This window comes from Streptomyces sp. NPDC032745, assembly GCF_055579465.1.
In genome coordinates, this window is the sequence record NZ_JBVING010000006.1 from 22,857 (window position 1) to 46,893 (window position 24,037).

Here is a 24,037-nt window from a genome sequence, read left to right on the forward strand (position 1 = left end):
CGTCAGCCGGTGATCTTGGCGGTGAACGCGTCGAGGTTGGTGCGGGTGCGGTCGATCTTCTCGGGGAGGGTGAGGGTCTCCTCGTGGCGGCCGGCGCGCAGTTTGGGCTGTCGCTTGCCCCGGATGTAGAGGGAGCAGGCGAGGTCGGCGCAGACGTACATGCCGACGGTGTTGCCCTCGCGGCCGCGGGCCCCGGCGAGGGGGGCGACGAGGAGGGAGACGCCGGAGGCTGCGTGGCCGGTGAGGCAGATCTGGCAGACGCTGGACTTGAGGGCGCTCGTGCGGCTGGCCCCGGGGACGCGCAGCGTGATGCCTATGGGGTTGCCGTCGGCGTCCTGGCGTACGAGGTGGGCGCGCAGGGGGGCGCCGGGGTCCACCCAGCCGAGGAAGTCGAGGTCTTCCCAGGGGAGTTCGCTGAAGTCCAGGGGGAGCTTGAGGCGGGCTGCCTCGCCCTTGGTGCAGTTCACGAAGGACGAACGGATCTGTTTTTCGGTGAGCGGGTCCACGTCGGGGGACGGTACGTGGGGGTAAGGGCTGCTGTCATCCGATATTACCGGCGGCGCGGGGGTTCCCCTCAGGGCTCGAGGACGACTTTGCCGGTGGTGGCGCGGGTTTCCAGGGCGTGGTGGGCGGCGGCCGCTTCGGCGAGCGGGTAGCGCTGGAGGGCGGGCCGGAGCCGGCCGGCGGCGGCTTCGGCGAGGGCGCGGGTTTCCAGGAGGCGCAGGGGGTTGTCGCCGCCGGCTCGCCGGAGCATGGCGAGGCCGAGGACGTTGTGAGTGGTGACGGCGCGGGCGGTGAGGTCGGCGCGGTCGGTGTCGGTGAGGGGGACGGGGCCGGCGGACCGGCCGAAGACGAGGTGGCGGGCGCCGGGGGCGAGGAGGCCGAGGGCGGCGCGGGCGGTGGGGCCGCCGACGGAGTCGAAGAGGACGGTGGCGCCGGCGGGGTGGTGTCGGCGTACGGCATCGGTCCAGCCGGGGGCGGTGTAGTCGAGGGCGAGGTCGGCGCCGTTGGCGGCGGCGAGGGCGGTTTTGGCGGGGCCGCCGGCCAGGGCGATGACGGTGGCGCCGGCGCCCCGGGCGTACTGGACGAGCAGTGTGCCGATGCCGCCGGCGGCGGCGGGGACGAGGGCGACGGAGTCCGGGCCGAGGTCGGCGAACTGGAGGATCCCGAGGGCGGTGCGGCCGGTGCCGATCATGGCGACGGCCTCGGCGGGGTCGAGGCCGGGCGGTACGGGGTGCAGGCGGTCGGCGTCGGCGACGGTGTACTCGGCGTAGCCGCCGGGCGCGAACCCGAGGTGTACGACGACCTGGCGGCCGAGCCAGCCGGGGTCGGTGCCGGGGCCGAGGGCGTCGACGGTGCCGGCGACCTCGCGGCCGGGGATGGTGGGCAGCTCGGGGAGGGTGGGGGCGGGGCCCTGGACGCCCTGGCGGAGGGCGGTGTCGAGGAGGTGGACTCCTGCGGCGGCGACGGCGATGCGGACCTGGCCGGGGGCGGGTACGGGGGTTTCGCTGCGCTCGTGGACGAGGTTCTCGGCGGGGCCGAAGGCGTGGAGGCGGATGGCGTGCATGGTGTGCGGCGTGTCCATGGGGACAGGCTCGGACCTGAAGCGCGGTCGAGGTCAAGGGCCGAGACGCTGCCCGCTGCCGTTGTCAGTGGGGCGGGGGACGATGGGGGCATGGCGCGCAAGGGGCAGCAGGAGACGGTGAAGGCGGCACGGCAACCGGAGGTGCGGCTGCCGGAGCTGACTGCGTGGGAGGGCGGTCAGCTGGAGCCGGACGGGGACTACGACGGGCTGGAGTTCGCGGACCTGGACCTGGTGGGGCAGGAGGGCGTCGGGGCCCGGTTCATGGACTGCGCGCTGCGGCGGTGCGCGCTGGACGAGGCAGGGCTGGCGAAGGCGCGGATCCTGGACTCGGTGCTGGAGGGGGTCCGGGGGGTGGGGACGGACCTGTCGGGGGCTTCGCTGCGGGATGTGGAGCTGGTGGAGGCGCGCCTGGGCGGTGTGCAGCTGCACGGGGCGGTGCTGGAGCGGGTGGTGGTCCGCGGGGGCAAGATCGACTACCTGAACCTGCGGCAGGCGCGGCTCAAGGACGTGGTGTTCGACGGGTGCGTGCTGGTGGAGGCGGACTTCGGGGGCGCGGTGCTGGAGCGGGTGGAGTTCCGCGGGTGCGCGCTGCGGGGGGCGGATTTCACGGGGGCGCGGATGACGGACGTGGATCTGCGGGGGGCCGCGGAGCTGGACATCGCGCGGGGGGTGGACGCGCTGTCCGGGGCGGTGATCAGCCCGTCCCAGCTCTTCGGCCTGGCCCCGTCCCTGGCGGCGCAGCTGGGCCTCCGCGTCGTGTCGTAGCCCCCGCGGGGGACGGCTCAGGCCGGGACGCGGGGGAAGCGGGCCTGGAGGGTCCAGATGGCGGGGTTGTCGGCGAGGCCGTCGTGCATGTCGATGAGGTCGGCGACCAGGTCGTGGAGGAAGTCGCGGGCTTCGCGGCGCAGCAGGCGGTGGCTGAAGGTCAGCGGTTCCTCCTCCGGCGGCATCCAGTCGGCCTCGATGTCGACCCAGCCGAAGCGGCGCTCGAACAGCATCCGGTCGGTGGACTCGGTGAAGTCGAGCTCGGCGTACTGGCGGTTGGCGGAGCGGCTGCCGCGGGGGTCCTGGTCGAGCTGCTCGACGATGTCGCAGAGCGCCCAGGCGAAGTCCAGTACGGGCACCCATCCCCAGGCTGTGGACACTTCCCGGTCCTTGATGGTGTCGGCGAGGTAGACGTCCCCGCAGAACAGGTCGTGGCGCAGGGAGTGGACGTCCGCCGAGCGGTAGTCGGTCTGCGGGGGGTCCGGGAAGCGCCGGGAGAGGGAGTAGCCGATGTCGAGCACGTACCCGATGGTGTCACGGTGGGGCGGGTGCGTGGGACGGGACGCCGGTGGGGCGTCTTGAGCCGGTGGATGACGGGCCGCAGGCCGCATCCGGCAGCCGCCCCGGCGGGCGTGGGCGGCTGCGGGCCTGCCTGCGGTGCATGCCCCGCGCTTCACGGACACCGCCCCACCGCAACCATCGCCGTCACCACCGCCCGTCAGCGGACGTTGACGGCCGTCCAGGCGGCGGCGACGCGCCCGTACTCGACGCTGCCCGGGCCGTAGAGGTCGGCGGCGGCCATGAGGGTGGCGGTGCGGGCGCGGGCGTAGTTGGTGGTGGAGGTCATGTAGGTGCTCAGGGCCCGGTACCAGATGCGGACGGCCTTGTCCCGGCCGATGCCGAGCAGCTTGGAGCCGTCGTAGGTGGGGGAGTCGTAGGAGATCTTGTTGATCTCCTTGGGGCCGCTGCCTTCGGCGAGGAGGTAGAAGAAGTGCCGGGCGGGGCCGGAGGCGGCGTACGGGTCGAGGGTGCCGATGTCGCGTGACCAGTAGTCGCGGGAGTGGCCGTCGAGGCTGGGGTGGTCCATGCGGCGCAGGGAGCCGTCGGCGAAGACGCGTTCGCCGATGAAGTAGTCGCCGACGTCGGTGGTGTTGTCGGCGAAGAACTCGATCGAGGTGCCGAGGATGTCGGCGGTGCCCTCGTTGAGGGCGCCGGGTTCGCCGGAGTACGTGAGTCCGGCGGTGGCGGCGACCACGCCGTGGGTGAGCTCGTGGCCGACGATGTCGAGGGTGGCGAGCGTCCGGCCGGTGGCGGGGTCGTCGCCGTAGTTGGCGCAGGAGCAGGACGGGTCCCAGAAGGCGTTGGGGTAGTTGCTGCCGTAGTGCACGCGGGAGGTGACGCCCGTACCGTCGCCGCGGATGCCGTTGCGGCCGAGGACGCCCTTGTAGAAGTCCCAGGTGACGGCGGTGGCGTAGTGGGCGTCGACGCCGGCGGACTGGCGGTTGGCGGGGGTGCCGGTGCCGCCCCAGTCGTTGTCGGGGTCGGTGAAGAGGGTTCCGCCGCCGGTCTGGTTCATGGCGTCGAGGGTGCGCTGGTTGCCGCGGGTGGTGTCGCGGAGCTGGTACGCGCTGCCGGTGAAGTAGGTGGTGAGGGGGACGGCGCCGGCGTGCTGGCTGTGACCGGTGCCGGTGCCGGTGCCGGTGCTGCGGGGGGCGGCAGTCGCAGCCGTGGCCGTGGCTGCGGTGACCGTCATGACGGCGACGGTGCCGAGGAGGACGGCGAGGCGGGTGCGGGGAGAGGACGTCGGGTGGGTCACTCGGGCTCCTTCGCGGTGGCCGGGGTGGCGGCGCGAGTGAGCGTGACAGGACGGGCTCTGGTTTTGGCAGGTCTCCGACAAGGATTTCGGGGATCCCGGCCGGGTTGTCCGAACAGCCCCCGCTCGGTGTCCGGAACCCGACGCCGTCAGCGCACGAGCCCCGTCCGGGCAGGACCCCCGTCAGTGCACGAGCCCGTCCGGGCAGGAGCCCCGTCCGGGCAGGACCCCCGTCAGTGCACGAGCCCGTCCGGGCAGGAGCCCCGTCCGGGCAGGAGCCCCGTCAGTGCACGAGCCCGTCAGTGCACGAGCCCCGTCCGGGCAGGAGCCCCGTCCGGGCTCAGTGCACGAGCCCGTCAGTGCACGAGCCCCGTCCGGGCAGGAGCCCCGTCCGGGCAGGAGCTCCGTCCGGGCAGGAGCCCCGTCCGGGCAGGACCCGGTCAGGGCAGCAGGCGCTGTTCCTTGGCCACCGAGACCGCTCCCGCGCGGGTGTCCACGCCGAGCTTGTCGTAGATGCGGCCCAGGTGCGTCTTCACCGTCGCCTCGCTGATGAACAGCGCCCGCGCGATGTCCCGGTTGCCCAGCCCCCGCGCCAGCTGGCCCAGGATGTCCAGCTCGCGGTCCGTCAGCGTCGGGCGCGAGCCCCGCATGTGGGCCATCACGCGGCTCGCCACCGGCGGGGAGAGCGTCGTGCGGCCCGCCGCCGCCGAGTGGATCGCGGAGAACAGCTCCTCCGGGCGCTCCGCCTTCAGCAGGTAGCCCGTGGCGCCCGCCGCGATGGCGCGGGTGACGTCCGCGTCCGTGTCGTACGTCGTGAGGACCAGGACGTGCGGGGGGTCGGTCACCGCCGTGATGCGGCGGGTGGCCTCGACCCCGTCGATGCCCTCGCCCAGCTGGAGGTCCATCAGCACCACGTCCGGGCGGAGCTTCGCCGCCAGGGCGACGGCCTCCTCGCCGCTGCCCGCCTCGCCCAGGACCTCGATGCCGGGCGCGCTGCCGAGCAGCGCCAGCAGGCCGGCGCGGACCACCGCGTGGTCGTCGCAGAGCAGGATCGTCGTCATCGGGATCGGGCCGGTTCCGGTTCCGGTCGTCATACGGGGGGCTCCAGGGGGATGGCCGCGGAGAGGACCGTGCCCTCGCCGGGGGTGGATTCGAGGGTCAGGGTGCCGCCGAGCTGGCGGACGCGGGCGCGCATCGCCGGGAGTCCGTGCCCGCGGTCCCCGGCCGCTCCCGCCCCGCGCGGCTCGCTGAAGCCCTCGCCGTCGTCCGCGACGTCGAGGACCACCTGGTCGCCCAGGAAGCTCAGGGTCAGGGCCGCGGTCCGGGCGTGCGCGTGCTCGCGCACGTTCGCCAGCGCCCCCTGCGCGATGCGCAGCAGCGCCGACTGGACCCGGTCCGGGAGCGGGGCGGGCGTGCCCTCCAGGTGGAAGCGGACCTCGATGTCCGGGCCCGCGTCGAGCGCGCGCAGCGCGTCCGCGAGGCCGCCGCCCCCTTCGAGCTCCGGCGGGGCCAGGTCGTGGACCAGCCGCCGCGCCTCCGCCAGCCCGCGCGCCGCGATGCCGGTGGCGGTACGGACGTGCGCGCGGGCGGTGGCCGGGTCGGTGTCCCAGGTGCGGTCCGCGGCCTGGAGCAGCATCTGCTGGCTGGACAGGTGCTGGGCGAGCGTGTCGTGGATCTCCATCGACAGCCGCTGCCGCTCGGCGAGGGTGCCCTCGCGGCGCTCGGTGGCGGCCAGCTCGCGCCGGGTGCGGATCAGGTCGTCGATCAGCGCGCGCTGGGACTCGGCCTGGCGCTCCATGTGGACGAAGACGGCGGTGGCGAGGGCGGCGATCGCGGGCGGGGCCAGCAGGAGGTTCGGGTCGAACTCCTTGGAGAGCTTGAGCTGGGCCGCCACCACGAACACGGTCAGCAGGGCCACGAGGACGATCGCCGCGCGGGGCGGCAGGGTGCGCAGGGCGGTGAAGAAGAGGGGGACGGCGCACCAGGCGAAGCTGGGTGCGAGGACGACCAGGACCACCCAGGTCGCCACCACCAGCCCGAGCCAGAGCATCCGCCGCACGGTGGGCGCTGCCCCGAGCGCGGGGCCGAGTACGTACAGCAGGGCCAGCACGATGCTGAGGGCGATGATCCACGGGGTGCTGGGCGAGCCGGGGTGGCGCAGCAGGAAGCGGGCCACCGAGGCGCCGAGGAGCAGGAAGAACGCCGTGTGCATGACGGTCGCCAGGGCGCGTGTGCCGGCCTTCCCCACCGTGCCGGGTGTGCCGGGTGTGCCGGGTGTGCCGGGCGTCCGCGGTGTGCCGGGCGGGCCCGGCGTCCCCGGCGCCTGTGGCGGGGTGCGGCTCAGGTGGCTCACGGCGGGCTCCCGGGTCGGTGTCTGGCTCCTCCATCGTGCCTGGTCGTACGCGATGGCGCTGACCAGCCAATCCGTACCCGTACCCGGTCCGCATCGACCGATCGGCTGACCCCGGGGTCAACCGGTGCGGCAGCCGTCGCGAGCCGGTACGCGGACCGGTGGGCGCCGGGTGCGGGCCCAGGCTTGGAGCAGCAGAACGAGCCGACGCACTCAGCCGATGCACACAGGAGCAGCAGACATGAACACCCGCACCCGCGTTCTCACCGGTACCGCCCTCGCCGTCGCGCTCGGCGCCGGGACCTTCGGCGCGGTCAGCGCCAGCGCCGCGCAGGGCGAGACCGCCCCGGCCGCCGCCGTCGCCAAGAAGGACGGCGAGCCGAACGAGAAGAACTTCACCACCACGACCCACCTCACCATCGACGCCGCCACCCGCGCCGCCCAGGCCGCGCTCGAGGCCGCGCAGAAGGAGAACCAGAAGGTGACGGTCGCGGTCGTGGACCGCAACGGCAACACCATCGTCACCCTGCGCGGCGACGGCGCGGGCCCGCAGTCCTACGAGTCGGCGCAGCGCAAGGCCTTCACCGCCGTGTCCTGGAACGCCCCGACCTCGGTGCTCGCGGGCCGTCTCGCCCAGGCGCCGAACCTGAAGGACATCCCCGGCACCCTCTTCCTCGGCGGCGGCACCCCGGTGCAGGCCAAGGGCGCCCCGGTCGCGGGCATCGGCGTGGCCGGCGCCCCGAGCGGTGACCTGGACGAGAAGTACGCCAAGGCCGGCGCCGACGCCCTGGACAAGTAGTCCCGGCACGTGGTCCCGGCACGTGGTCCCGGGCCCGTGGTCCCCGGCCCGTGGTCCCCGCACGTACTCCGCGGCGTGAGCCGCACGATCCGGACCCTGCGAAATCCGGCCCTCGTGGGAAACGCCCCGAAGTGCGACATCGGGCCCACATAGGATCGGGCGCGTGGAACACCGCGCGCTCTCCCGCCTAGCCGTCCCTGCCGCCGCCGCCCTGCTCGCCCTCACCACGGCGTGTACGGCCGGCACGGTGCAGGGGCGGCCGGGTGCGTCCGGGCTGCGCGACCCGTACTTCCCGAAGGCCGGCAACGGCGGCTACCAGGTCGAGCACTACGACCTGGACCTCGACTACGACCCCGCCGACGGGGAGTTGAACGCCACCGCCGTCATCACCGCCCGCGCGGAGCAGGGGCTCAGCTCCTTCAACCTCGACCTGAGCGGCCTGGAGGTCGAGGGCGTCACCGTGCAGGGCGAGGGCGCGCGGTTCAACCGGACCGGCCGGGAGCTGACGGTGCGTCCGGCCGAGGACATCAAGAAGGGCGAGGTCTTCCGGACGGAGATCGACTACCGCGGCAAGCCGAAGCCCATCACGGATGCGGACGGCGCCAAGGAAGGCTGGATCACCACCGCCGACGGCGCCGTCGGGGTCGGCGAGCCGATCGGGTCGATGGCCTGGTTCCCCGGGAACCACCACCCCAGCGACAAGGCCACGTACGACATCACCCTGACGGTCCCCAAGGGCTACGAGGCGGTGTCGAACGGCGAGTTGAAATCCCGGACCGACACCGCTGGGGGTCCCTCCGGGACGGAGTCCGGGGGAGGGCGGACCGAGTTCGTGTGGCACAGCGCGGAGCCGATGGCGAGCTACCTGGCCACCGCCGCGATCGGGAAGTTCAAGGTGACCACCGGGCGGACCCCGTCGGGGGTCGCCCTCTACGAGGCCGTCACGCCCGAGGAGGCCGCCGCCGGCGCCCCGGCGCTGGCCCGGCTGCCGGAGATCGTGGACTGGGGGAGCCGCCGGTTCGGCCCGTACCCCTTCGGCACCGCGGGGGCGATCGTGCTGCCGGCCGAGACCCTCACGTACGCGCTGGAGACGCAGACCAAACCCGTCTTCTCCGGCGCACCCGACGAGAAGCTGCTCCTGCACGAGACGGCCCACCAGTGGTTCGGCGACTCGGTGTCGCCGAAGTCCTGGAAGGACATGTGGCTCAACGAGGGCTTCGCGACCTACGCCGAGTGGCTGTGGTCCGAGGACCACGGCGGGACGACCGCGCAGCAGTACTTCGACGCCTTCCTCGCGGGCGACACCGCGGTGGACAAGGACGCCGACTCCGACTGGGACGCCTTCCCGCCCGCGGACCCGCCCGGAGCCAAGGAAATCTCCGAGGGGCCGGTGTACTACCGGGGCGCGATGGTCCTGCAGCGGATCCGCCAGGAGGTGGGTGACGAGAAGTTCTTCGCCCTGCTGCGCGGCTGGGCCCAGGACCACCGGTACGGGAACGCGAGTACGGCCGAGTTCACCGCGTACGCGGAGCGGACGACGGGGCACGACCTGAAGAAGGTCTGGGACGTCTGGCTCTACGGCAAGGGCCGGCCGAAGTAGGCCGCCGGGGCCCGTACCCCGCGCGGTGCGCGGTGGCGTGGCGAAGCCCCCTCCCCGGACGGCCGGGAGGGGGCTTCGCTACGGCGCTTTCGGCCGGTTGGGCTCAGGCTCGGCCCGGACTCAGACGTTGACGCCGAAGTCCTGGGCGATGCCGGTCAGGCCGGAGGCGTAACCCTGGCCGACCGCGCGGAACTTCCACTCGGCGCCGTTGCGGTAGAGCTCGCCGAAGACCATGGCGGTCTCGGTGGCCGCGTCCTCGGAGAGGTCGTAGCGGGCGATCTCGGCGCCGCCGGCCTGGTTGACGACGCGGATGTACGCGTTGCGGACCTGGCCGAAGTTCTGGCTGCGGGCGTCGGCGTCGTAGATCGAGACCGGGAAGACGATCTTGTCGACGTCTGCCGCGAGCGTGGCGAGGTTGACGTTGATGGACTCGTCGTCTCCGGAGCCCTCGCCGGTGCGGTTGTCACCGGTGTGGACGATGCTCTGGTCCGGGGTGGACTTGTTGTTGAAGAAGACGAAGTGACCGTCGGAGACGACCTTGCCCATCGCGTTGACCGCGATGGCGGAGGCGTCGAGGTCGAAGTCGACACCGGTCGTCGTACGGACGTCCCAGCCGAGGCCGACCGTGACGGCGCTGAGGCCGGGGGCCTCCTTCGTGAGCGAGACGTTGCCGCCCTTGGACAGGCTTACTGCCATTTTGACTGGTGTCCCTTCCTCGTCGCATGGCCGCGAGATTGTGGCCAAGGTACCGCTGACCTTCATAACGCGGGGAGGGGGGCCGTAGGTTCCACTCCAGGCTTTCCCCGCCGATTCCCCCACCATTCAGCCGCGGAAATACGGGTGACGGGCATCGCGCCGGGCGGGATCATAGGGGGCATGCCTGGTCCCTATGTCATTCGCGGTTCGGTCGTGCTCCCCGAGGCGGAGCTCGCCTGGCGCTTCTCGCGATCCTCCGGGCCGGGTGGGCAGCACGTGAACACCTCGGACTCGCGCGTGGAGCTGCTGTTCGACGTGGCGGCGACGAAGGCGCTGCCGGACGTGTGGAAGGAGCGGGCGCTGGAGCGGCTCGCCGCCCGGCTGGTGGACGGGGTGCTGACCGTACGGGCCTCGGAACACCGGTCGCAGTTCCGCAACCGGGAGATGGCGTTGGTCCGGATGGCGTCCGTGCTCGCGGAGGCCACCGCCCCGCCGCCGAAGGCGCGCCGCGCCACGAAGATCCCGCGGGGGATCAACGAGCGGCGGCTCCGGGAGAAGAAGGCCCGGGCGGAGACCAAGCGCGGCCGTACCGGCCGGGACTGGTAGCAGCGCAGGCGCTCGGCTCAGCCCGCCAGATGGCGGTAGCGGCCGCGGAAGTAGGCCAGCGGCGGGGAGTCGGGGGACGGGAGCGCCGAGGTGAGGACGCGGCCGATGACCAGGGTGTGGTCGCCCGCCTCGACGCGGTTCTCCGTACGGCATTCCAGGGTGGCCAGGGCGCCCGTCAGCAGCGGGGCCCCCGAGACCTCGCCGCGTACGTAGGGCAGGTCCGCGAAGAGCAGCCGGTCGCTGATGCGGTTCTTCATCGAGAAGCGGCCCGCCACCTGCACCTGGTGGTCGGCGAGGACCGAGACCGCCCACAGGGGCTGCTCCGCCAGCAGGTCGTCCATCCGGGAGCCCTCGCGCAGGCTCACCAGGACCAGCGGCGGTTCCAGCGACACGGACATGAAGGCGGTGGCCGTCATGCCGACGTCCTCGCCGCCCGGACCGTCCGGCGTCAGCGGGTTCTCGTGTGCGGTGATCAGGCACACGCCCGCCGCCAGGCGGGACATCGCGGCCCGGAACTCGTCGTTGCTCACGCCCTCAGGATGAAGGGTGGAGGTGATGGGCACGGGTACAGGGGTCGTCTTCGGCACGTTGGGAACGCTAGTCTCGCCCTCCCGCGCCGCACATCGGGCCCGAGTCCGAGTCGCGTCCCGGCCCGTCGGCCTAGGCCGCCCTAGGCCCGGGCGTATCGTTTGCTCCCGGGAATGCAGGGGAGCGCTCCCAGGCGCCACCACCCCCACCACCCACCTTTATTCATCTCATGTGACTTGAGTCACAGAGAGCAAGATTTGTTGACCCTGTGTACCTGGCGCACAGCTCACTGTGATTCAGTGGACGGGACACCGCAACGAAACGCCGATGACAAACCTGGAGTTGCTGTCGAGGTCTCGGGGAGAGCGAGCAATGGAGACCGAGTCGGAGCCGTACGTCCGTCTTGCGACCCTGCGGCAGCTTCACCAGGTGGTGGCCGAGCTCAATACGGCCAGGAGCCTGGCGGACACTCTGCAGACCGTCGTGGACGGCATCGTCGTGGGCCTCGGCTACCAGCTCGCCTGTGTCAACCTCGTACGCCCTGACGGGGATCTCGTCGTCGCCGCGTTCGCCGGCGACCCCGCCGCAGAAGCCCTCATCACCGGCCGTGTCGGCTCCCGAGCCTCCTGGGAGCGCCGTCTGACGATGGGGGAGAGCTGGGACGGGCTCCGCTTCATCCCGCACACCGAGGGCTGGGTCCTCCTCGAGGACGACGTGCCCCAGTGGCACACGGACGGCCCCGATCCGCGCTTCGAGGACGAGTGGCACCCCGAGGACCGGCTGTACGCCCCCATGTATGCGTCCGGCGGGGAACTTCTGGGTGTCATTTCGGTGGACAGACCGCGCAATGGGCGGCGCCCCGGCGCGTGGGGGCGCGAAGCGCTCCAGATGTACGCCTTCCAAGCCGCGATTGCGATCAGCAACGCACGGCTGCGCGCGAACATGCAGCGGGCGCTGGTCCGGCTGGAGCGTGAACAGCAGGCGCTGCGCGCGAGCGAGGAGTCGTTCCGGCAGGCCTTCGAGTACGCGCCCAGCGGCATGGCGATCGCCGAGATGGGCGGGGACCAGCACGGGCGGCTGCTGCGGACCAACGACGCGCTGTGCCGGCTGCTGGGCCGGCCCGCGTCCGTACTGCGCCGGTACTCCTTCTCCGACCTGGTCCACCCCGAGGACATCGGGACCCTGCTGCGCACCTCCGCCGAGGGCGGCCGGGCCGAGCTGCGGCTCGGGCGGCGCGACGGCACGTACGTATGGGTGTCGCTGCGCAACTCCGTCGTCGCGGACGCCGCCGACGGACCGCGCTTCCTGCTCACGCACGTCGAGGACATCGAGGAGCGCAAGCGCCATGAGCTCCAGCTCGCCCACCGGGCCAGCCACGACTCGCTGACGGGCCTCCCGAACGGCGCCGAGCTGCGCGCCCGCCTCGGCGCGCGGCTGTGCCGCAGGCCGCAGTCGGTCCGCGCCACCGCCGTGGAGGCGCTCGACGCGGCCTACGAGGGGCACGGAGCCGGCGCGGGGCTCGCGGCAGGTGGTGGCGGCGGTGAGCACGGCTTTCAGCCCGACACCTTCCCCGAGCCCTTCGAGTTCCCCGGCGCGCCCGCGGTGCCCGGGGCCCCCGGCGCCCCCGGGACCGCCGGCGCGGGGGCGGGCCCGTACGACCACCACGTGCACACGGTGGCGCCCGCGACGGACATCGACGACGGGACGAAGGGGCTCGCGGTGCTCTTCTGCGACCTCGACGGGTTCAAGTCGATCAACGACCGGTTCGGGCACCACACGGGTGACGCGGTCCTGATCGAGGTGGCCCGGCGGTTGACGACGGGCGTCAGGGACGGTGACACCGTCGCTCGGCTGGGTGGTGACGAATTCGTCGTCCTCGCGGACGGACTGGGCGCCGCCGACGCCGCCGACCTCGCCGTCCGGCTGCGCAACGCGATCATCCCGCCGATCCGCGTGGACGGCCGCGCGGTCCGTGTGGGCGCGAGTTTCGGCATCGGATGGGCCAGCTGCGGGATGTCGGCGGACGAGGTGCTGCGCTCGGCCGACCAGCGGATGTACATCGAGAAAAGGTCCCGTTCCAAGGCGCACCGCCGGGCCGGATGAGGCGATCGGCCGCCCGTGGGTGCACCTGTTCGGGGTAGGCTCCCGTGGGTTGAAAGGAGTGACCTGCGATGACGACGCCCGCGAACCACGGCTCGAACAGTGGGGCGAACCAGCCCGAGGACGACGACCCGTTCGGCTACCTCTACGCGGACGGCCAGGCCGCCGGAGCCACCCCGCCCGCGTCGGGCGGTGGATACGGCTACCCCGGCCCGACGGTCGGTGGTCAGCCAGGCGTACAGCCCGGTGTCCCCCGTACCTCCTACAACCAGGTGCGCACGGTCGGCGAGCGGACGTACGGCGGCCAGCGCGGCGCCCAGGTTCCGCAGCAGCAGCCGCCGGCCTACCAGGCTCAGTACCAGGCCCCTGAGGCCCTCCAGGCGGGCGGCTACGGGGTTCCGCCGCAGCAGGGGCAGGCCACGGCGACGATCCCCGCGCCGGGCGGCCACGGCGGAGGCAGCGGTTCCAGCCGCAAGGGCATGCTCATCGCGGCGGTCGCGGTGGTCGCCGCGGTCGCGATCGGCATCGGTGCGGCCGTGACCTTCGGTGACAAGGACAAGGACAAGAACGACAAGGGCAACGCGACGGGCGGGCAGCAGTCCGCGCAGCCGCAGAACTCGTCCTCCGCGCAGCCGAGCCCCTCGACGTCCCCGGAGGCCCCGCTGCCCAAGGCGGACGCCTCGGGTGCGGGCATGTCCCTGACCGGCGGCGCACACCTCGAGGGCACGGTCCCGGGCGCGAAGAGCGCGGGCGGCCAGTACGTGGGCGGCCTGAACGCCGCCGGTGCGGCGGCGACGTGGACCGTGGACGTGGCCAAGGCGGGCCAGTACAAGCTGAAGATGGTCTACGGGGTGCCGGGCAAGGACGCCAGCACCACGCTGACCATCAACGGCGAGGCGCAGTCCCGGCCGGTCAACATGAAGAACTTCTCCCAGGCCAAGCCGGGTGAGTGGGACAAGGGCTGGACCAACACCTGGTCGCTCGTGACGCTCAAGCAGGGCACGAACACGATCAAGATCTCGTGCGAGGCCGGGAACCAGTGCGAGGTCAACCTCGACCAGCTCTGGCTCGAGAAGGGCTGAGCCGGGCAACGGCCCTAGCGCTCCGTCAGCTTCACCGACCCCCGTACCTCCTCGTAGGTGCGGGGGTCGAAGTCCCCTGCCGTCGGGGCGTGGACCGTGGCTGCCGAGAGGGCTACCGCGCGGGTCAGGCGGGCCGGCCAGTCCAGGCCCTCCGTGAGCGCCGACAGCAGGCCCGCTACCGCGGAGTCGCCGGCTCCGGTCGGGTTGCCCGTCAGGGCGCGGGGCGGGGCCGCCTGCCAGGTGCCCTGGGCGGTGGCCGCCAGCAGCCCGCCCGGGCCGAGCGAGGTGACCACGGCGTGCGCGCCGCGGCGGCGGGCGTCGCGGGTGGCCTGCAGCGGCTCGCGGGAGCCGGTCAGCTCGGCGAGCTCGGCGGCGTTCGGCTTGATCATCTCCGGGCGGGCGGCGACTCCGCGGCGCAGGGCCTCGCCGCTGGTGTCCAGGAGGACCGGGACCCCGGCCGCGCGGGCGGCCCGTACGAGCACCGCGTACGCGCCCACCGGCACGCCCGGCGGGAGGCTGCCGCACAGGGCGACCGCGCCGGCGCCGGCCAGCAGGGCCTCGTAGCGGGCGAGGAACTCCGCCCACTCCGCGGAACTGATGAGTGGGCCCGGCTCGTTGAACTGCGTGGTGTCGCCCGAGGCCTCGTCGACGACGGCCAGGGTGCGCCGGGTGGTGCCCGCGCAGGGCACCAGAGCGTCCGTCACCTGCGGTGAGCCGGCGAGCAGTTCGTGCACGACGGCGCCGGTGCGGCCGCCCGCGAAGCCGGTCGCGGTGACCTCGTGGCCGAGGGCGGCCAGCACGCGGGCGACGTTGAGGCCCTTGCCGCCAGGTCTCTCGGTCACGGTGGTGACCCGGTGCGTGGTGTGCGCGATCAGCTTCGGTACGTGGTGGGTGACGTCGAGTGCGGTGTTGAGCGTCACGGTCAGGATCATGGCAGGCCCCGGTCTCGGTGTGTGCCGGGATCATGCCAAACAGCAGTACGGGCGGCCCAGTCCCGCGGGCCGCCGCCTGCCTCCCATACCCGCTCAGACCAGCGGATCCACGATCCATTCGCCGCGCCGCATGACGCCCTTGACGTCGAACTCCGCGTCCAGGACGACCAGGTCGGCGTACTTGCCCGGCTCCAGCGAGCCGACCTCGTCGTACAGGCCGATCAGCTTGGCGGGGTTCACGGAGATCGCCTGGACCACGGACTCGACGGGCAGCTTGTCCAGCGTCACCGACCGCTTGAACGCGGTGTCCAGGGTCAGCGTGGAGCCGGCGATCGAACCGCCCTCGACGAGGCGGGCGACGCCGTCCTTGACCTCGACCTCCAGCGGCCCGAGGTGGTAGATCCCGTCGCCGAAGCCCGCCGCGTCCATCGCGTCCGTGATGAGCGCCACGCGGTGCGCGCCCGCGTGGTGGAAGGCCAGCTCCAGCATCGCCGGGTGCAGGTGGGTGCCGTCGTTGATCAGCTCGACGGTGACCCGCTCGTCCTCCAGCAGCGCGGCGATCGGGCCGGGGGCGCGGTGCTCCATGCCGGGCATCGCGTTGTAAAGGTGGGTGGCCACGGTGGCGCCCGCGTCGATGGCCTGGCGCGTCTGGTCGTACGTGGAGTCGGTATGGCCGATCGCGGCGATGACCCCGTGCTCGGCCAGCAGCCGTACGGAGTCCAGCCCGCCCGGGAGTTCGGTGGCGAGGGTGAACATGCGGGCGGCGCCGTGCGCGGCGTCGATGAGCTTGCGGACCTCGGCCGGGTCGGGGTCGCGCAGCAGCTCCTCCTTGTGCGCGCCCTTGCGGCAGGCGTTGATGAACGGGCCCTCGAAGTGGATGCCCGCGATCTCGCCCTGCTGGGTCAGCTCGGCGAGCAGCCCGGCGCGGCGGGCCAGTTCGTCGAGGTCGCCGGTGACGGTGGAGGCGACGAGCGTGGTGGTGCCGTGCTCGCGGTGGGTCCGTACGCCCTTGAGGACCTCCTCGGCGGTGCCGGAGGTGAAGGAGGCGCCGCCTCCGCCGTGGTTGTGCATGTCCACGAAGCCGGGGACGATCCAGTGCCCGGAGAGGTCGACGGTCCTCGCGCCCTCGCCGGCGCTGCCGGCGATGCGCTCGCCGTCGACGATGACGCGGCCGCCCGCCACGGTCCCGGTGGGCAGCACCACCCTGGCGCCGGAGAGAACGGTGCTGTGTGCGCTTCCGGACATCAGGCAGGTACCTCCGTGGCGAGTAGGTCCCAGGCGAGCAGCCCTGCGCCCAGGCATCCGGCGGTGTCCCCGAGGGCCGCCGGAACGATGTCGGGCAGCCGCTGGAACGTCACGCGCTCCTCGACGGCCTTCCGTAGTGGTGTGAACAAGGTTTCCCCCGCCTCGGCGAGCCCGCCACCGATGATCAGCGTGCGCGGGTCCAGCAGGGTGATCGCGGTGACCAGGCCGTCGGCGAGGGCGCCGACGGCGGCCTGCCACACCTCGCGGGCGCGCGCGTCGCCGGACTCGACGGCCTTGGCGCAGTCGGCGGCGTCCGCGTCGGGGGCGCCGGAGGCGCTCGCCCAGGCGCGGCTCACGGCGGACGCCGAGGCGAGCGTCTCCAGGCAGCCGTACTGGCCGCAGCCGCAGGCGGGGCCGCCGGGGCGGACCACGATGTGGCCGATCTCGCCGGCGTAGCCGTGTGCGCCGGCCTCGATGCGGCCGGCGATGCCGATGGCGCCGGCGATGCCGGTGCCGAGGGGGACGAACAGGAAGCGGTCGGCGCCGCGGCCCGCGCCGATGCGGCCTTCGGCGAGTCCGCCCGTGCGCACGTCGTGGCCCAGGGCCACCGGGAGGGAGCCGAGCCGTCTGCTGAGCAGCTCGCGCATCGGTACGTCGCGCCAGCCCAGGTTCGCCGCGTAGACGGCGATCCCGTTCTCGGCGTCGACGATGCCGGGGACGGCGACGCCGGCTGCGCAGGCGCGCACGCCGAAGCGCTCGCGGCCGAGCTCGGACAGCTCGGCGGCGAACTCCAGGATCGTCTCGACGACGGCGTCGGGGCCCCGGTCGCGGCCGGTGGCGCGGCGTGCTTCGTGGAGCAGGGTGCCGTCGTCGGCGATGAGGGCGGCCTTCATCCCGGTGCCGCCCACATCGAGGGCGATGACGTGCTTCACGGCGTGTTTCACGGGTTTCACAGGTGACAGTCTCGCGTGCTCGGCGGGGAAAGGTCTAGTCCATTGGAAGGGATTGTTGAGCTGCCATACAAATTCGCGGCCTTGGTCGGGGCACGAACGGGACACGGCGCGTTTCCCGATGTGGACGAGCCGCCAAAGTGGTGTAGACCTTACGTGGATCGTACGTACAACAAGGGGTGGATCGAGAACTGTGAAGGGCCGTTACCTGAGCCTGGCCGCGACCGGAGCCGCGCTGGGCCTGACCGCCGTGGCGCTGACCGGCTGTGGAGCTGTGGGGAGTCTCACCGGGAACAACGAGGTGACCCTGCGGGTCGTGGCGGCCGACTACGGGGACAATCCGCAGAACTCCTCGTCGGGGTACTGGAAGGACCTCGCCGCCGGCTTCGAGAAGGACCACCCCGGCGTCAAGGTCGAGGTCAGCGTCTACTCCTGGTCCGAGGTCGACGCCAAGGTCGCGGCGATGGTCAAGGCCGGCAAGGCCCCCGACGTCGCACAGATCGGCGCCTACGCCGACTACGCGGCCGCCGGCAAGCTGTACACAGCGGACGAGCTGCTCTCCGTCACCACCGAGGCCGACTTCCTGGCGCCGCTCGCGGACGCGGGCAAGGTCAGGCGGGTCCAGTACGGCATGCCGTTCGTGGCCAGCACCCGCCTGCTCTTCTACAACGAGAAGCTGCTGACGGACGCCGGGGTCATCCCGAAGGACGCCAAGGGCGGCTGGCAGCCGAAGAGCTGGGCCGACCTGGAGGCCGCTGCGAAGAAGCTCAAGGCCGCGGGCGTGGCGACCCCCTTCGCGCTGCCGCTGGGCCGCGAGGAGGCGCAGGCCGAATCGATGATGTGGATGCTCTCCGGCGGTGGCGGCTACACCGACAACGAGGAGGCGTACGCGATCGACTCCCCGGAGAACGTCAAGACCTTCGAGTTCCTGCGCGACAAGATGGTCGGCCAGGGTCTGACCGGGGCGACGGAACCGGCGAAGACGGACCGCCGGGCCGCGTTCGACGCCTTCGCGCGGGGCGAGGTCGGCATGCTCAACGGCCACCCCACGCTGATCAAGCAGGCGGGGGAGAAGGGCGTGAAGTTCGGCATGGTGGCCATGCCGACCGCCGACGGGACCGAGCACCCGACGATGGGCGTCGCCGACTGGGTGATGGCCTTCAAGAACGGCCACCGCAAGGAGTCCGGGAAGTTCCTCGACTACCTGTACGAGGCGAAGAACGTGACGGCCTTCACCAACAAGTACGACCTGCTGCCGGTCACGACGAGCGGCTACCGGGCGACGGACGCCGGTACGGGGGGCGCGGCCCCGCAGCTGAAGACGTTCCTGCAGGCGCTGCCGAACGCCCGGCTCTACCCGGTCGGCAAGAAGTCCTGGGCCGGGGTGAGCGAGGACGTCAAGCAGAACATCGGCAAGAGCGTGCAGCCGGGCGGGCAGCCGGCGAAGGTCCTCGAGGACATCGCGGAGGCGGCGCGCAAGGCGGACGCCCACTAGCGGGTGGTCGGCTGCGGGCGCCCGCAGCCCGGCGGTGGGCGCCCGGTGGCTGTCGGAGGGCGGCGTTAATCTGGCGGTATGACGGACGACGGGACCCCGGACGGGAGGCCGGCCGCGGGGCTGACGGCCGCCGAGGCCGCGGTGCTCGCGTACGAGGGACGCACCTGGCCCGGGCCCGGGGCCAAGGAGCGGGCCATACGGGAAGGGCTGGGGATGACCCCGGTCCGCTACTACCAGCTGCTCAACGTGCTGATGGACGACCCGCGGGCGCTGGCCCACGCGCCCGGCACCGTCAACCGGCTCCGCCGCATCCGCGAAGCCCAGCGGGCCCGGCGCTGACGCATCGGCGCCCACGGGCCCGCCGCGCGCCGTAGCCGTGGCCCGGCAGGGCCGTTAGGGTCGTCCGTATGGGGAGCCATCCGCACAGCATGCCGATGCCCGTCACCGCCGCCGGACGCGAGGGACTCGAAGCCCTCCTCCGTGCACCCCGCCGTTCCGTGGTCGCGCTCGACTTCGACGGCACCCTCGCCGAGATCGTCCCGGACCCGGACCAGGCGCGCGCCCACCCGGGAGCCGTCGGGGCGCTGGCGTCCCTGGCCCCGGAGGTCGCCTCGGTGGCCGTGATCACCGGCCGGCCGGCGGGGGTCGCGGTGCGCTACGGGGGCTTCGCCGGGGCTGCAGGCCTGGAACACCTGGTCGTCCTCGGCCACTACGGGGCCGAGCGCTGGGACGCGGTGAGCGGCATCGTGCACACCCCGGCCGAGCACCCGGGAGTCGCCGCCGTACGGGCGGAGCTGCCCGGGTTCCTGGACTCCATCGGGGCCTGGCGCGGCACGTGGATCGAGGAGAAGGGCCGGGCGCTGGCCGTCCACACCCGGCGCGCCGAGGACCCGGAAGCGGCCTTCGCCGCGCTGCGCGAGCCGCTGGCCGAGCTGGCGGCGCGGCACGGGCTGATGGTGGAGCCGGGGCGGGCGGTGCTGGAGTTGCGGCCGCCGGGGATGGACAAGGGCGTGGCCCTGACCGAGTACCTGGCGGAGACGGGTGCCGAGGCCGTGCTGTACGCGGGGGACGACCTGGGCGACCTCGCCGCGTACTCCGCAGTGGAGAAGCGCCGGGCCGACGGTCTGCCGGGGCTGCTGGTGGCCAGCGGCTCGGCCGAGGTCCCCGAACTCGCCGCCCGGGCGGACCTGGTCCTGAACGGCCCGTCGGACGTCGTGGCCTTCCTGGCCGCCCTGGCCGAAGCCATCCGGGCCTGACGGGGCTGTGTCTCAGCCCCGTCGGCGTTTGAGGCGCGGGGTCTGGGGCCGGAGCCCCGGTTCCGGGAAGGGGCGGGGTGGGGAAGGGCCCCGCGCAGCGGCTCCCGCTACGCCTCGCGCAAAGCGTCCAGCTGGGCCGTGAACCAGGCGGTCGGGGGGAGGGCAGTGGCCGCCAGGGCCAGCCGCTTCGTGCGCTCCGCACGCTCCTCGGCCGGCATCGCCAGCGCAGCGTGCAGCGCATCCGCCGTCTCCGACACGTCGTACGGGTTCACCGTCAGCGCGTCCTCGCGGAGCTCCCCGTACGCCCCCGCCCCGGTCGACAGCACCAGCACGCACCCCGCGTCCGAGACCACCGGGATCTCCTTCGCCACCAGGTTCATCCCGTCCCGCACCGGGTTCACCAGCGCCACGTCCGCCAGCCGGTACGCCGCCAGGGAGCGCGCGAAGTCGTCCTTCACCGACACCAGCACCGGCTGCCAGTCCTCCGTGGCGAACTCCTCGTTGATCTGCGCGGCCAGTTCCCGCACCGCCTCCGTGTACGACCGGTACACCGCCAGGTCCTGCCGGGACGGATACGCCGAGGCCAGGTGGACCACCCGGCCCCGCCATTCGGGGTGCTCGGTCAGCAGCTCCCGGTACGCCAGCAGCCCCCGCACGATGTTCTTCGACAGCTCCGTCCGGTCCACCCGGACGATCGACTTGCGGTCCCCGACCTCCGCCCGCAGCGCCGCCAGCTTGTCGTTCACCTCCGGCCGGTGCGCCAGCGCCCGCAGTTCGTCGCCGTCCACGCCCAGCGGGTACACGGCCACGGTCGTCCGCCGGTGCCGCACCGGGCCCCTCGTCATCTTCTCGATGTACCGCGCGTCCCTCGGGTCCACCCCGGCCGCCATCTTCGGCTCCGCGATGCCCCGTTCGTCGTCCAGCTGCGCCGCGGTCATGAAGCTGTGCGCCCACGCCCACGTGTGGAAGCCCACCACGTCCGCCCCGAGCATGCCCCACATCAGCTGCGCCCGGATGTCGCCGGGCAGCATGTCCAGGAACTCGCGCGAGGCCCACGGGGTGTGCGTGAAGTGGCTGATCTTCAGGTCCGGCCGCAGTTCCCGCAGCTCACCCGGGACCAGCGCCAGGTGGTAGTCCTGCACGAGCACCGCCGCGCCCTCGCCGGCCTCCTCGGCGAGCGCCAGCGCGAAGGCGTGGTTGTAGGCGACGTACGACTGCCACTGCCGCCGGAACTGCGCGTCGAAGACCGGCTCGCGCGGGATGTCGTACAGGTGGTGGTGCGTGAACCACAGCACCGAGTTCGCGATGCCGTTGTAGGCGTCGTCGTACGTGGTGGGATCGATGTCCAGCATCCGGACGCCGGGTTCGGAGACACCGCGGCGGACCGCCTCCCGGTCCGCCTCCGACAGCGCCGCGCAGATCCACAGCGCCTCCGGCTGCCGGGCGAGCGCGGCGGAGAGGCCGGACACGAGACCGCCCCCGCCGCGCCGGGCCGTGAGTGTGCCGTCGTCGGAGAGGAGGTAGGAGAGCGGGCCGCGGTTCGCTGCAACGAGTACCTGGGAAGCCATGCCGCGAACCTAGCCCGGGGCCTGCCCGCTCAAACGTCAGTTCCCTCACGCCACCCTGCGGCCGGAGTACTCCTTGACCTCGGTCATCGGCGGCCGCTCCTCGGTGTCCACGGAGTACGTCCGCGGCACGAACCCGTTCGGCCCGCGCTCGAACTGCGTCAGCTCCGGCCGTACCCGGGGGTACCCCCGGCGGTGGCCGGGGGAGTGCCCGCGCGCGAGCCGCAGCTGCGCCGTGCGGTAGATCGCCGCGGCCATCCGGCCCAGCGCCTGGCCGTCCTGATGGCGGTGGAGCCGTACGCCGACGTCCACCTGGGCCAGCGCGTCCAGCCCGACGGTGTGCAGCGCGTCGACCAGCAGGCCGAGCTCGACGCCGTACCCGACGGGGAAGGGCAAACGTTCCAGCAGGGTGCGGCGCACGGCGTACTCGCCGCCCAGCGGCTGCACGAAGCCGGCCAGCTGCGGCCAGTGCAGGTTGAGGAGCGGACGGGCGACCAGCTCGGTCACCCGGCCCCCCTGGCCGGGGGAGCCCGCCAGGGGGCGGTCGTACATCGCCTTGACGAACTGCACGTCCGGCTCGGTCAGCAGCGGGCCGACGATCCCGGACACGAAGGCGGAGGAGAAGTCCCGCAGGTCGGCGTCCACGAAGCAGACGATGTCGCCGGTGGTCGCCAGCAGCGAGCGCCACAGCACCTCGCCCTTGCCGTGCACGGCGGGGATCCGCGGCAGGATGTCGTCGCGGTGCACCACACGGGCACCGGCCTTCGCGGCCACCTCTGCGGTCCGGTCGGCGGAACCGGAGTCGACCACCACCAGTTCGTCGACCAGCGGCACCGGCAGCCCGTCGATCAGATCCCGCCGGATCACCTCGACGATGGCGCCGACCGTCTCCTCTTCGTCGAGCGCGGGCAGGACGACGCTGACCGTGGTGCCTGCCGCCCGCTTGGCGGAAAGCAGCTGGTCGAGCGGTCGGTCGGCCGCGGACCAGGAGCGGTCCGCAAACCAGCGCTCCACCTCTTCCAGCACGTTCGGCACTCCCTGTTTCCTCGTTCGCCCTCGGCGGTTTCAGCCGAAAAGTGATCCATCTCGCGGTTCGGACGGCTGTCTCAACCATCCGGACCTTCCGTTACAGTCTTGAACAACGCGAAGGACCACCGCATGCCGGGGGTCCCCGCGTACAAACGCCCGGACGCGCCATGGAGCGCGCGGCCCGGTGCCATACCGCTCATCCAGAGGGGCAGAGGGACACGGCCCGTTGAAGCCCCGGCAACCCTCCAGTCGGTTCTCGCGCCTGCTTGCAGCAAGCAGCGGGGTCCCCGGCTAGGGAAGGTGCCAATTCCGTCTCATGGCGAAGTGCGCCATGGGGAAGATGAGGAGAAAGGGCCTCGCCATCATGGCTGCACAGACTGTTGCCACCTCTGTCGATCTCGGACCTGCCACCGGCCTCTCGTGTCGTGAGTGCGGTACCCGCTTCGAGCTCGGACCCATCTTCGCCTGCGTCGAGTGCTTCGGACCTCTGGAAGTCGCCTACGACCTCCCCACCGGGGACCCCGAAGCCCTGCGCGCCGCGATCGAGGCCGGCCCGAACAACATCTGGCGCTACGCCCCACTGCTGCCGGTCCCCGCGGACGTGGCTTCCAAGCCGAGCCTGAACCCGGGCTTCACCAAGCTCGTGGACGCGGCCAACCTGGCCAAGGAGCTCGGCGTCACCGGCAAGCTGTACGTCAAGGACGACTCCGGCAACCCGACGCACTCCTTCAAGGACCGCGTCGTGGCCATCGCCGTCGAGGCGGCCCGCGCCTTCGGCTTCACCACCCTGTCCTGCTCCTCCACCGGCAACCTGGCCGGCGCCGTCGGCGCCGCGGCAGCCCGGGCCGGCTTCCGCTCCTGCGTGTTCATCCCGCACGACCTGGAGCAGGGCAAGGTCGTCATGGCCGGTGTGTACGGCGGCGACCTGGTCGGCATCGAGGGCAACTACGACGACGTCAACCGGTTCTGCTCCGAGCTCATCGGCGACCCGCTGGGCGAGGGCTGGGGCTTCGTCAACGTCAACCTGCGCCCCTACTACGGCGAGGGTTCCAAGACGCTCGCGTACGAGATCTGCGAGCAGCTCGGCTGGCAGCTGCCCGACCAGATCGTGATCCCGATCGCGTCCGGCTCGCAGCTGACGAAGATCGACAAGGGTCTGCAGGAGCTGATCAAGCTCGGCCTGGTCGAGGACAAGCCGTACAAGATCTTCGGTGCCCAGGCCGAGGGCTGCTCCCCGGTCTCGACCGCCTTCAAGGCCGGCCACGACGTGGTCCGCCCGCAGAAGCCGAACACCATCGCCAAGTCGCTGGCCATCGGCAACCCGGCCGACGGCCCGTACGTCCTGGACATCGCGCGCCGCACCGGCGGCTACGTCGAGGACGTGACCGACGAGCAGGTCGTCGAGGCGATCAAGATCCTCGCGCAGACCGAGGGCATCTTCGCCGAGACCGCGGGCGGCGTGACCGTCGGCGTGACCAAGAAGCTCATCGAGAACGGGCAGCTCGACCCGGCGCTGACCACGGTGGTCCTGAACACCGGTGACGGCCTCAAGACCCTGGAGGCGGTGGCCGCGGACAGCGGGCAGACCGCCACCATCCGCCCCAGCCTGGACGCGTTCCGCGCCGCCGGCCTGGTCTGATC

The 24,037-nt window shown here is 72.6% G+C and carries 23 protein-coding genes and 1 riboswitch; of the genes, 10 read left to right on the forward strand and 13 right to left on the reverse strand.

Annotation, left to right across the window (positions count from 1 at the left end):
* Positions 1-2 precede the first annotated feature (2 nt).
* On the reverse strand, positions 3-506 hold the full coding sequence (locus ACZ5WG_RS17115) for an FBP domain-containing protein (protein WP_468723976.1): 504 nt from the start codon (positions 504-506) through the stop codon (positions 3-5).
* 68 nt (positions 507-574) lie between these two features.
* Positions 575-1,567, reverse strand: coding sequence for a zinc-binding dehydrogenase (locus ACZ5WG_RS17120; RefSeq protein WP_468724531.1), 993 nt, complete (start codon positions 1,565-1,567; stop codon positions 575-577).
* A gap of 108 nt (positions 1,568-1,675) precedes the next feature.
* Here ACZ5WG_RS17120 and ACZ5WG_RS17125 point away from each other — a divergent pair, with 108 nt between their 5' ends.
* Positions 1,676-2,350 (forward strand): pentapeptide repeat-containing protein, encoded by a 675-nt coding sequence (locus tag ACZ5WG_RS17125; RefSeq protein WP_468723977.1) that lies wholly within the window; start codon positions 1,676-1,678, stop codon positions 2,348-2,350.
* Positions 2,351-2,367: 17 nt separating this feature from the next.
* Here ACZ5WG_RS17125 and ACZ5WG_RS17130 read toward each other — a convergent pair whose 3' ends face one another.
* The 4 genes from ACZ5WG_RS17130 to ACZ5WG_RS17145 form a co-directional block, all read right to left on the reverse strand.
* Complete coding sequence (locus ACZ5WG_RS17130) at positions 2,368-2,871, reverse strand: hypothetical protein (RefSeq protein WP_468723979.1); 504 nt, start codon at positions 2,869-2,871, stop codon at positions 2,368-2,370.
* Between the two features lie 197 nt (positions 2,872-3,068).
* Positions 3,069-4,166, reverse strand: a complete 1,098-nt coding sequence (locus tag ACZ5WG_RS17135) for a M4 family metallopeptidase (RefSeq protein WP_468723981.1) — start codon at positions 4,164-4,166, stop codon at positions 3,069-3,071.
* Between the two features lie 437 nt (positions 4,167-4,603).
* A complete protein-coding gene (locus ACZ5WG_RS17140; protein WP_468723983.1) occupies positions 4,604-5,257 on the reverse strand; it encodes a response regulator in 654 nt (217 codons plus the stop codon).
* Positions 5,254-6,375: a sensor histidine kinase gene (locus ACZ5WG_RS17145; RefSeq protein WP_468724533.1), complete on the reverse strand. Its 1,122-nt coding sequence runs from the start codon at positions 6,373-6,375 to the stop codon at positions 5,254-5,256. Before ACZ5WG_RS17145 ends, ACZ5WG_RS17140 begins: the two co-directional genes overlap by 4 nt.
* 379 nt (positions 6,376-6,754) lie before the next feature.
* Between ACZ5WG_RS17145 and ACZ5WG_RS17150 the strand changes: the two genes are divergently transcribed.
* Entirely contained in the window at positions 6,755-7,312 is a 558-nt protein-coding gene (locus ACZ5WG_RS17150) for a GlcG/HbpS family heme-binding protein (protein WP_468723985.1), read from the forward strand.
* A gap of 163 nt (positions 7,313-7,475) precedes the next feature.
* Positions 7,476-8,912 carry a M1 family metallopeptidase gene (locus tag ACZ5WG_RS17155; RefSeq protein ID WP_468723986.1) on the forward strand — a complete coding sequence of 479 codons (1,437 nt, stop codon included), beginning with the start codon at positions 7,476-7,478 and terminating at the stop codon, positions 8,910-8,912.
* A 120-nt stretch (positions 8,913-9,032) separates the two neighbouring features.
* Here the strand turns inward: ACZ5WG_RS17155 and ACZ5WG_RS17160 are convergent, their stop codons facing one another.
* Positions 9,033-9,608, reverse strand: coding sequence for a TerD family protein (locus ACZ5WG_RS17160; RefSeq protein ID WP_030156998.1), 576 nt, complete (start codon positions 9,606-9,608; stop codon positions 9,033-9,035).
* Between the two features lie 180 nt (positions 9,609-9,788).
* Between ACZ5WG_RS17160 and arfB the strand changes: the two genes are divergently transcribed.
* Positions 9,789-10,214: an alternative ribosome rescue aminoacyl-tRNA hydrolase ArfB gene (arfB, locus tag ACZ5WG_RS17165; RefSeq protein WP_053786579.1), complete on the forward strand. Its 426-nt coding sequence runs from the start codon at positions 9,789-9,791 to the stop codon at positions 10,212-10,214.
* 17 nt (positions 10,215-10,231) lie between these two features.
* Here arfB and ACZ5WG_RS17170 read toward each other — a convergent pair whose 3' ends face one another.
* Positions 10,232-10,801: a flavin reductase family protein gene (locus ACZ5WG_RS17170; RefSeq protein ID WP_468723988.1), complete on the reverse strand. Its 570-nt coding sequence runs from the start codon at positions 10,799-10,801 to the stop codon at positions 10,232-10,234.
* Between the two features lie 313 nt (positions 10,802-11,114).
* Between ACZ5WG_RS17170 and cdgB the strand changes: the two genes are divergently transcribed.
* Together cdgB and ACZ5WG_RS17180 are read left to right on the forward strand one after the other, a co-directional pair.
* The gene (cdgB, locus tag ACZ5WG_RS17175; RefSeq protein ID WP_468723990.1) at positions 11,115-12,845 is read left to right on the forward strand and encodes a diguanylate cyclase CdgB; all 1,731 of its coding nucleotides are present in this window, start codon (positions 11,115-11,117) and stop codon (positions 12,843-12,845) included.
* Between the two features lie 68 nt (positions 12,846-12,913).
* Entirely contained in the window at positions 12,914-13,924 is a 1,011-nt protein-coding gene (locus tag ACZ5WG_RS17180) for a CBM35 domain-containing protein (RefSeq protein ID WP_468723991.1), read from the forward strand.
* A 14-nt stretch (positions 13,925-13,938) separates the two neighbouring features.
* Here ACZ5WG_RS17180 and ACZ5WG_RS17185 read toward each other — a convergent pair whose 3' ends face one another.
* The 3 genes from ACZ5WG_RS17185 to ACZ5WG_RS17195 form a co-directional block, all read right to left on the reverse strand.
* Complete coding sequence (locus ACZ5WG_RS17185) at positions 13,939-14,856, reverse strand: 1-phosphofructokinase family hexose kinase (RefSeq protein ID WP_468723993.1); 918 nt, start codon at positions 14,854-14,856, stop codon at positions 13,939-13,941.
* Between the two features lie 93 nt (positions 14,857-14,949).
* Entirely contained in the window at positions 14,950-16,101 is a 1,152-nt protein-coding gene (gene nagA, locus ACZ5WG_RS17190; protein ID WP_468723994.1) for an N-acetylglucosamine-6-phosphate deacetylase, read from the reverse strand.
* Positions 16,101-17,033: an ROK family protein gene (locus ACZ5WG_RS17195; RefSeq protein ID WP_468724535.1), complete on the reverse strand. Its 933-nt coding sequence runs from the start codon at positions 17,031-17,033 to the stop codon at positions 16,101-16,103. Before ACZ5WG_RS17195 ends, nagA begins: the two co-directional genes overlap by 1 nt.
* Before the next feature lie 211 nt (positions 17,034-17,244).
* On the opposite strand from ACZ5WG_RS17195, the gene ACZ5WG_RS17200 reads away from it, so the two are divergent.
* The 3 genes from ACZ5WG_RS17200 to otsB all read left to right on the forward strand — a co-directional run bounded on the left by ACZ5WG_RS17200 (position 17,245) and on the right by otsB (position 19,802).
* Positions 17,245-18,546: an extracellular solute-binding protein gene (locus ACZ5WG_RS17200; protein WP_468723996.1), complete on the forward strand. Its 1,302-nt coding sequence runs from the start codon at positions 17,245-17,247 to the stop codon at positions 18,544-18,546.
* Positions 18,547-18,624: 78 nt separating this feature from the next.
* Positions 18,625-18,885 carry a DUF3263 domain-containing protein gene (locus ACZ5WG_RS17205; RefSeq protein WP_468723997.1) on the forward strand — a complete coding sequence of 87 codons (261 nt, stop codon included), beginning with the start codon at positions 18,625-18,627 and terminating at the stop codon, positions 18,883-18,885.
* A 68-nt stretch (positions 18,886-18,953) separates the two neighbouring features.
* Entirely contained in the window at positions 18,954-19,802 is an 849-nt protein-coding gene (gene otsB, locus ACZ5WG_RS17210) for a trehalose-phosphatase (RefSeq protein WP_468723999.1), read from the forward strand.
* Between the two features lie 107 nt (positions 19,803-19,909).
* Here the strand turns inward: otsB and ACZ5WG_RS17215 are convergent, their stop codons facing one another.
* Both ACZ5WG_RS17215 and ACZ5WG_RS17220 read right to left on the reverse strand, forming a co-directional pair.
* Positions 19,910-21,370 carry an alpha,alpha-trehalose-phosphate synthase (UDP-forming) gene (locus ACZ5WG_RS17215; RefSeq protein WP_468724000.1) on the reverse strand — a complete coding sequence of 487 codons (1,461 nt, stop codon included), beginning with the start codon at positions 21,368-21,370 and terminating at the stop codon, positions 19,910-19,912.
* Between the two features lie 45 nt (positions 21,371-21,415).
* Positions 21,416-22,393 (reverse strand): glucosyl-3-phosphoglycerate synthase, encoded by a 978-nt coding sequence (locus ACZ5WG_RS17220; RefSeq protein WP_468724002.1) that lies wholly within the window; start codon positions 22,391-22,393, stop codon positions 21,416-21,418.
* Between the two features lie 196 nt (positions 22,394-22,589).
* Positions 22,590-22,743, forward strand: a riboswitch (SAM riboswitch).
* A gap of 17 nt (positions 22,744-22,760) precedes the next feature.
* On the opposite strand from ACZ5WG_RS17220, the gene thrC reads away from it, so the two are divergent.
* Positions 22,761-24,035, forward strand: a complete 1,275-nt coding sequence (gene thrC / locus ACZ5WG_RS17225; RefSeq protein WP_389412980.1) for a threonine synthase — start codon at positions 22,761-22,763, stop codon at positions 24,033-24,035.
* Positions 24,036-24,037: the final 2 nt, after the last annotated feature.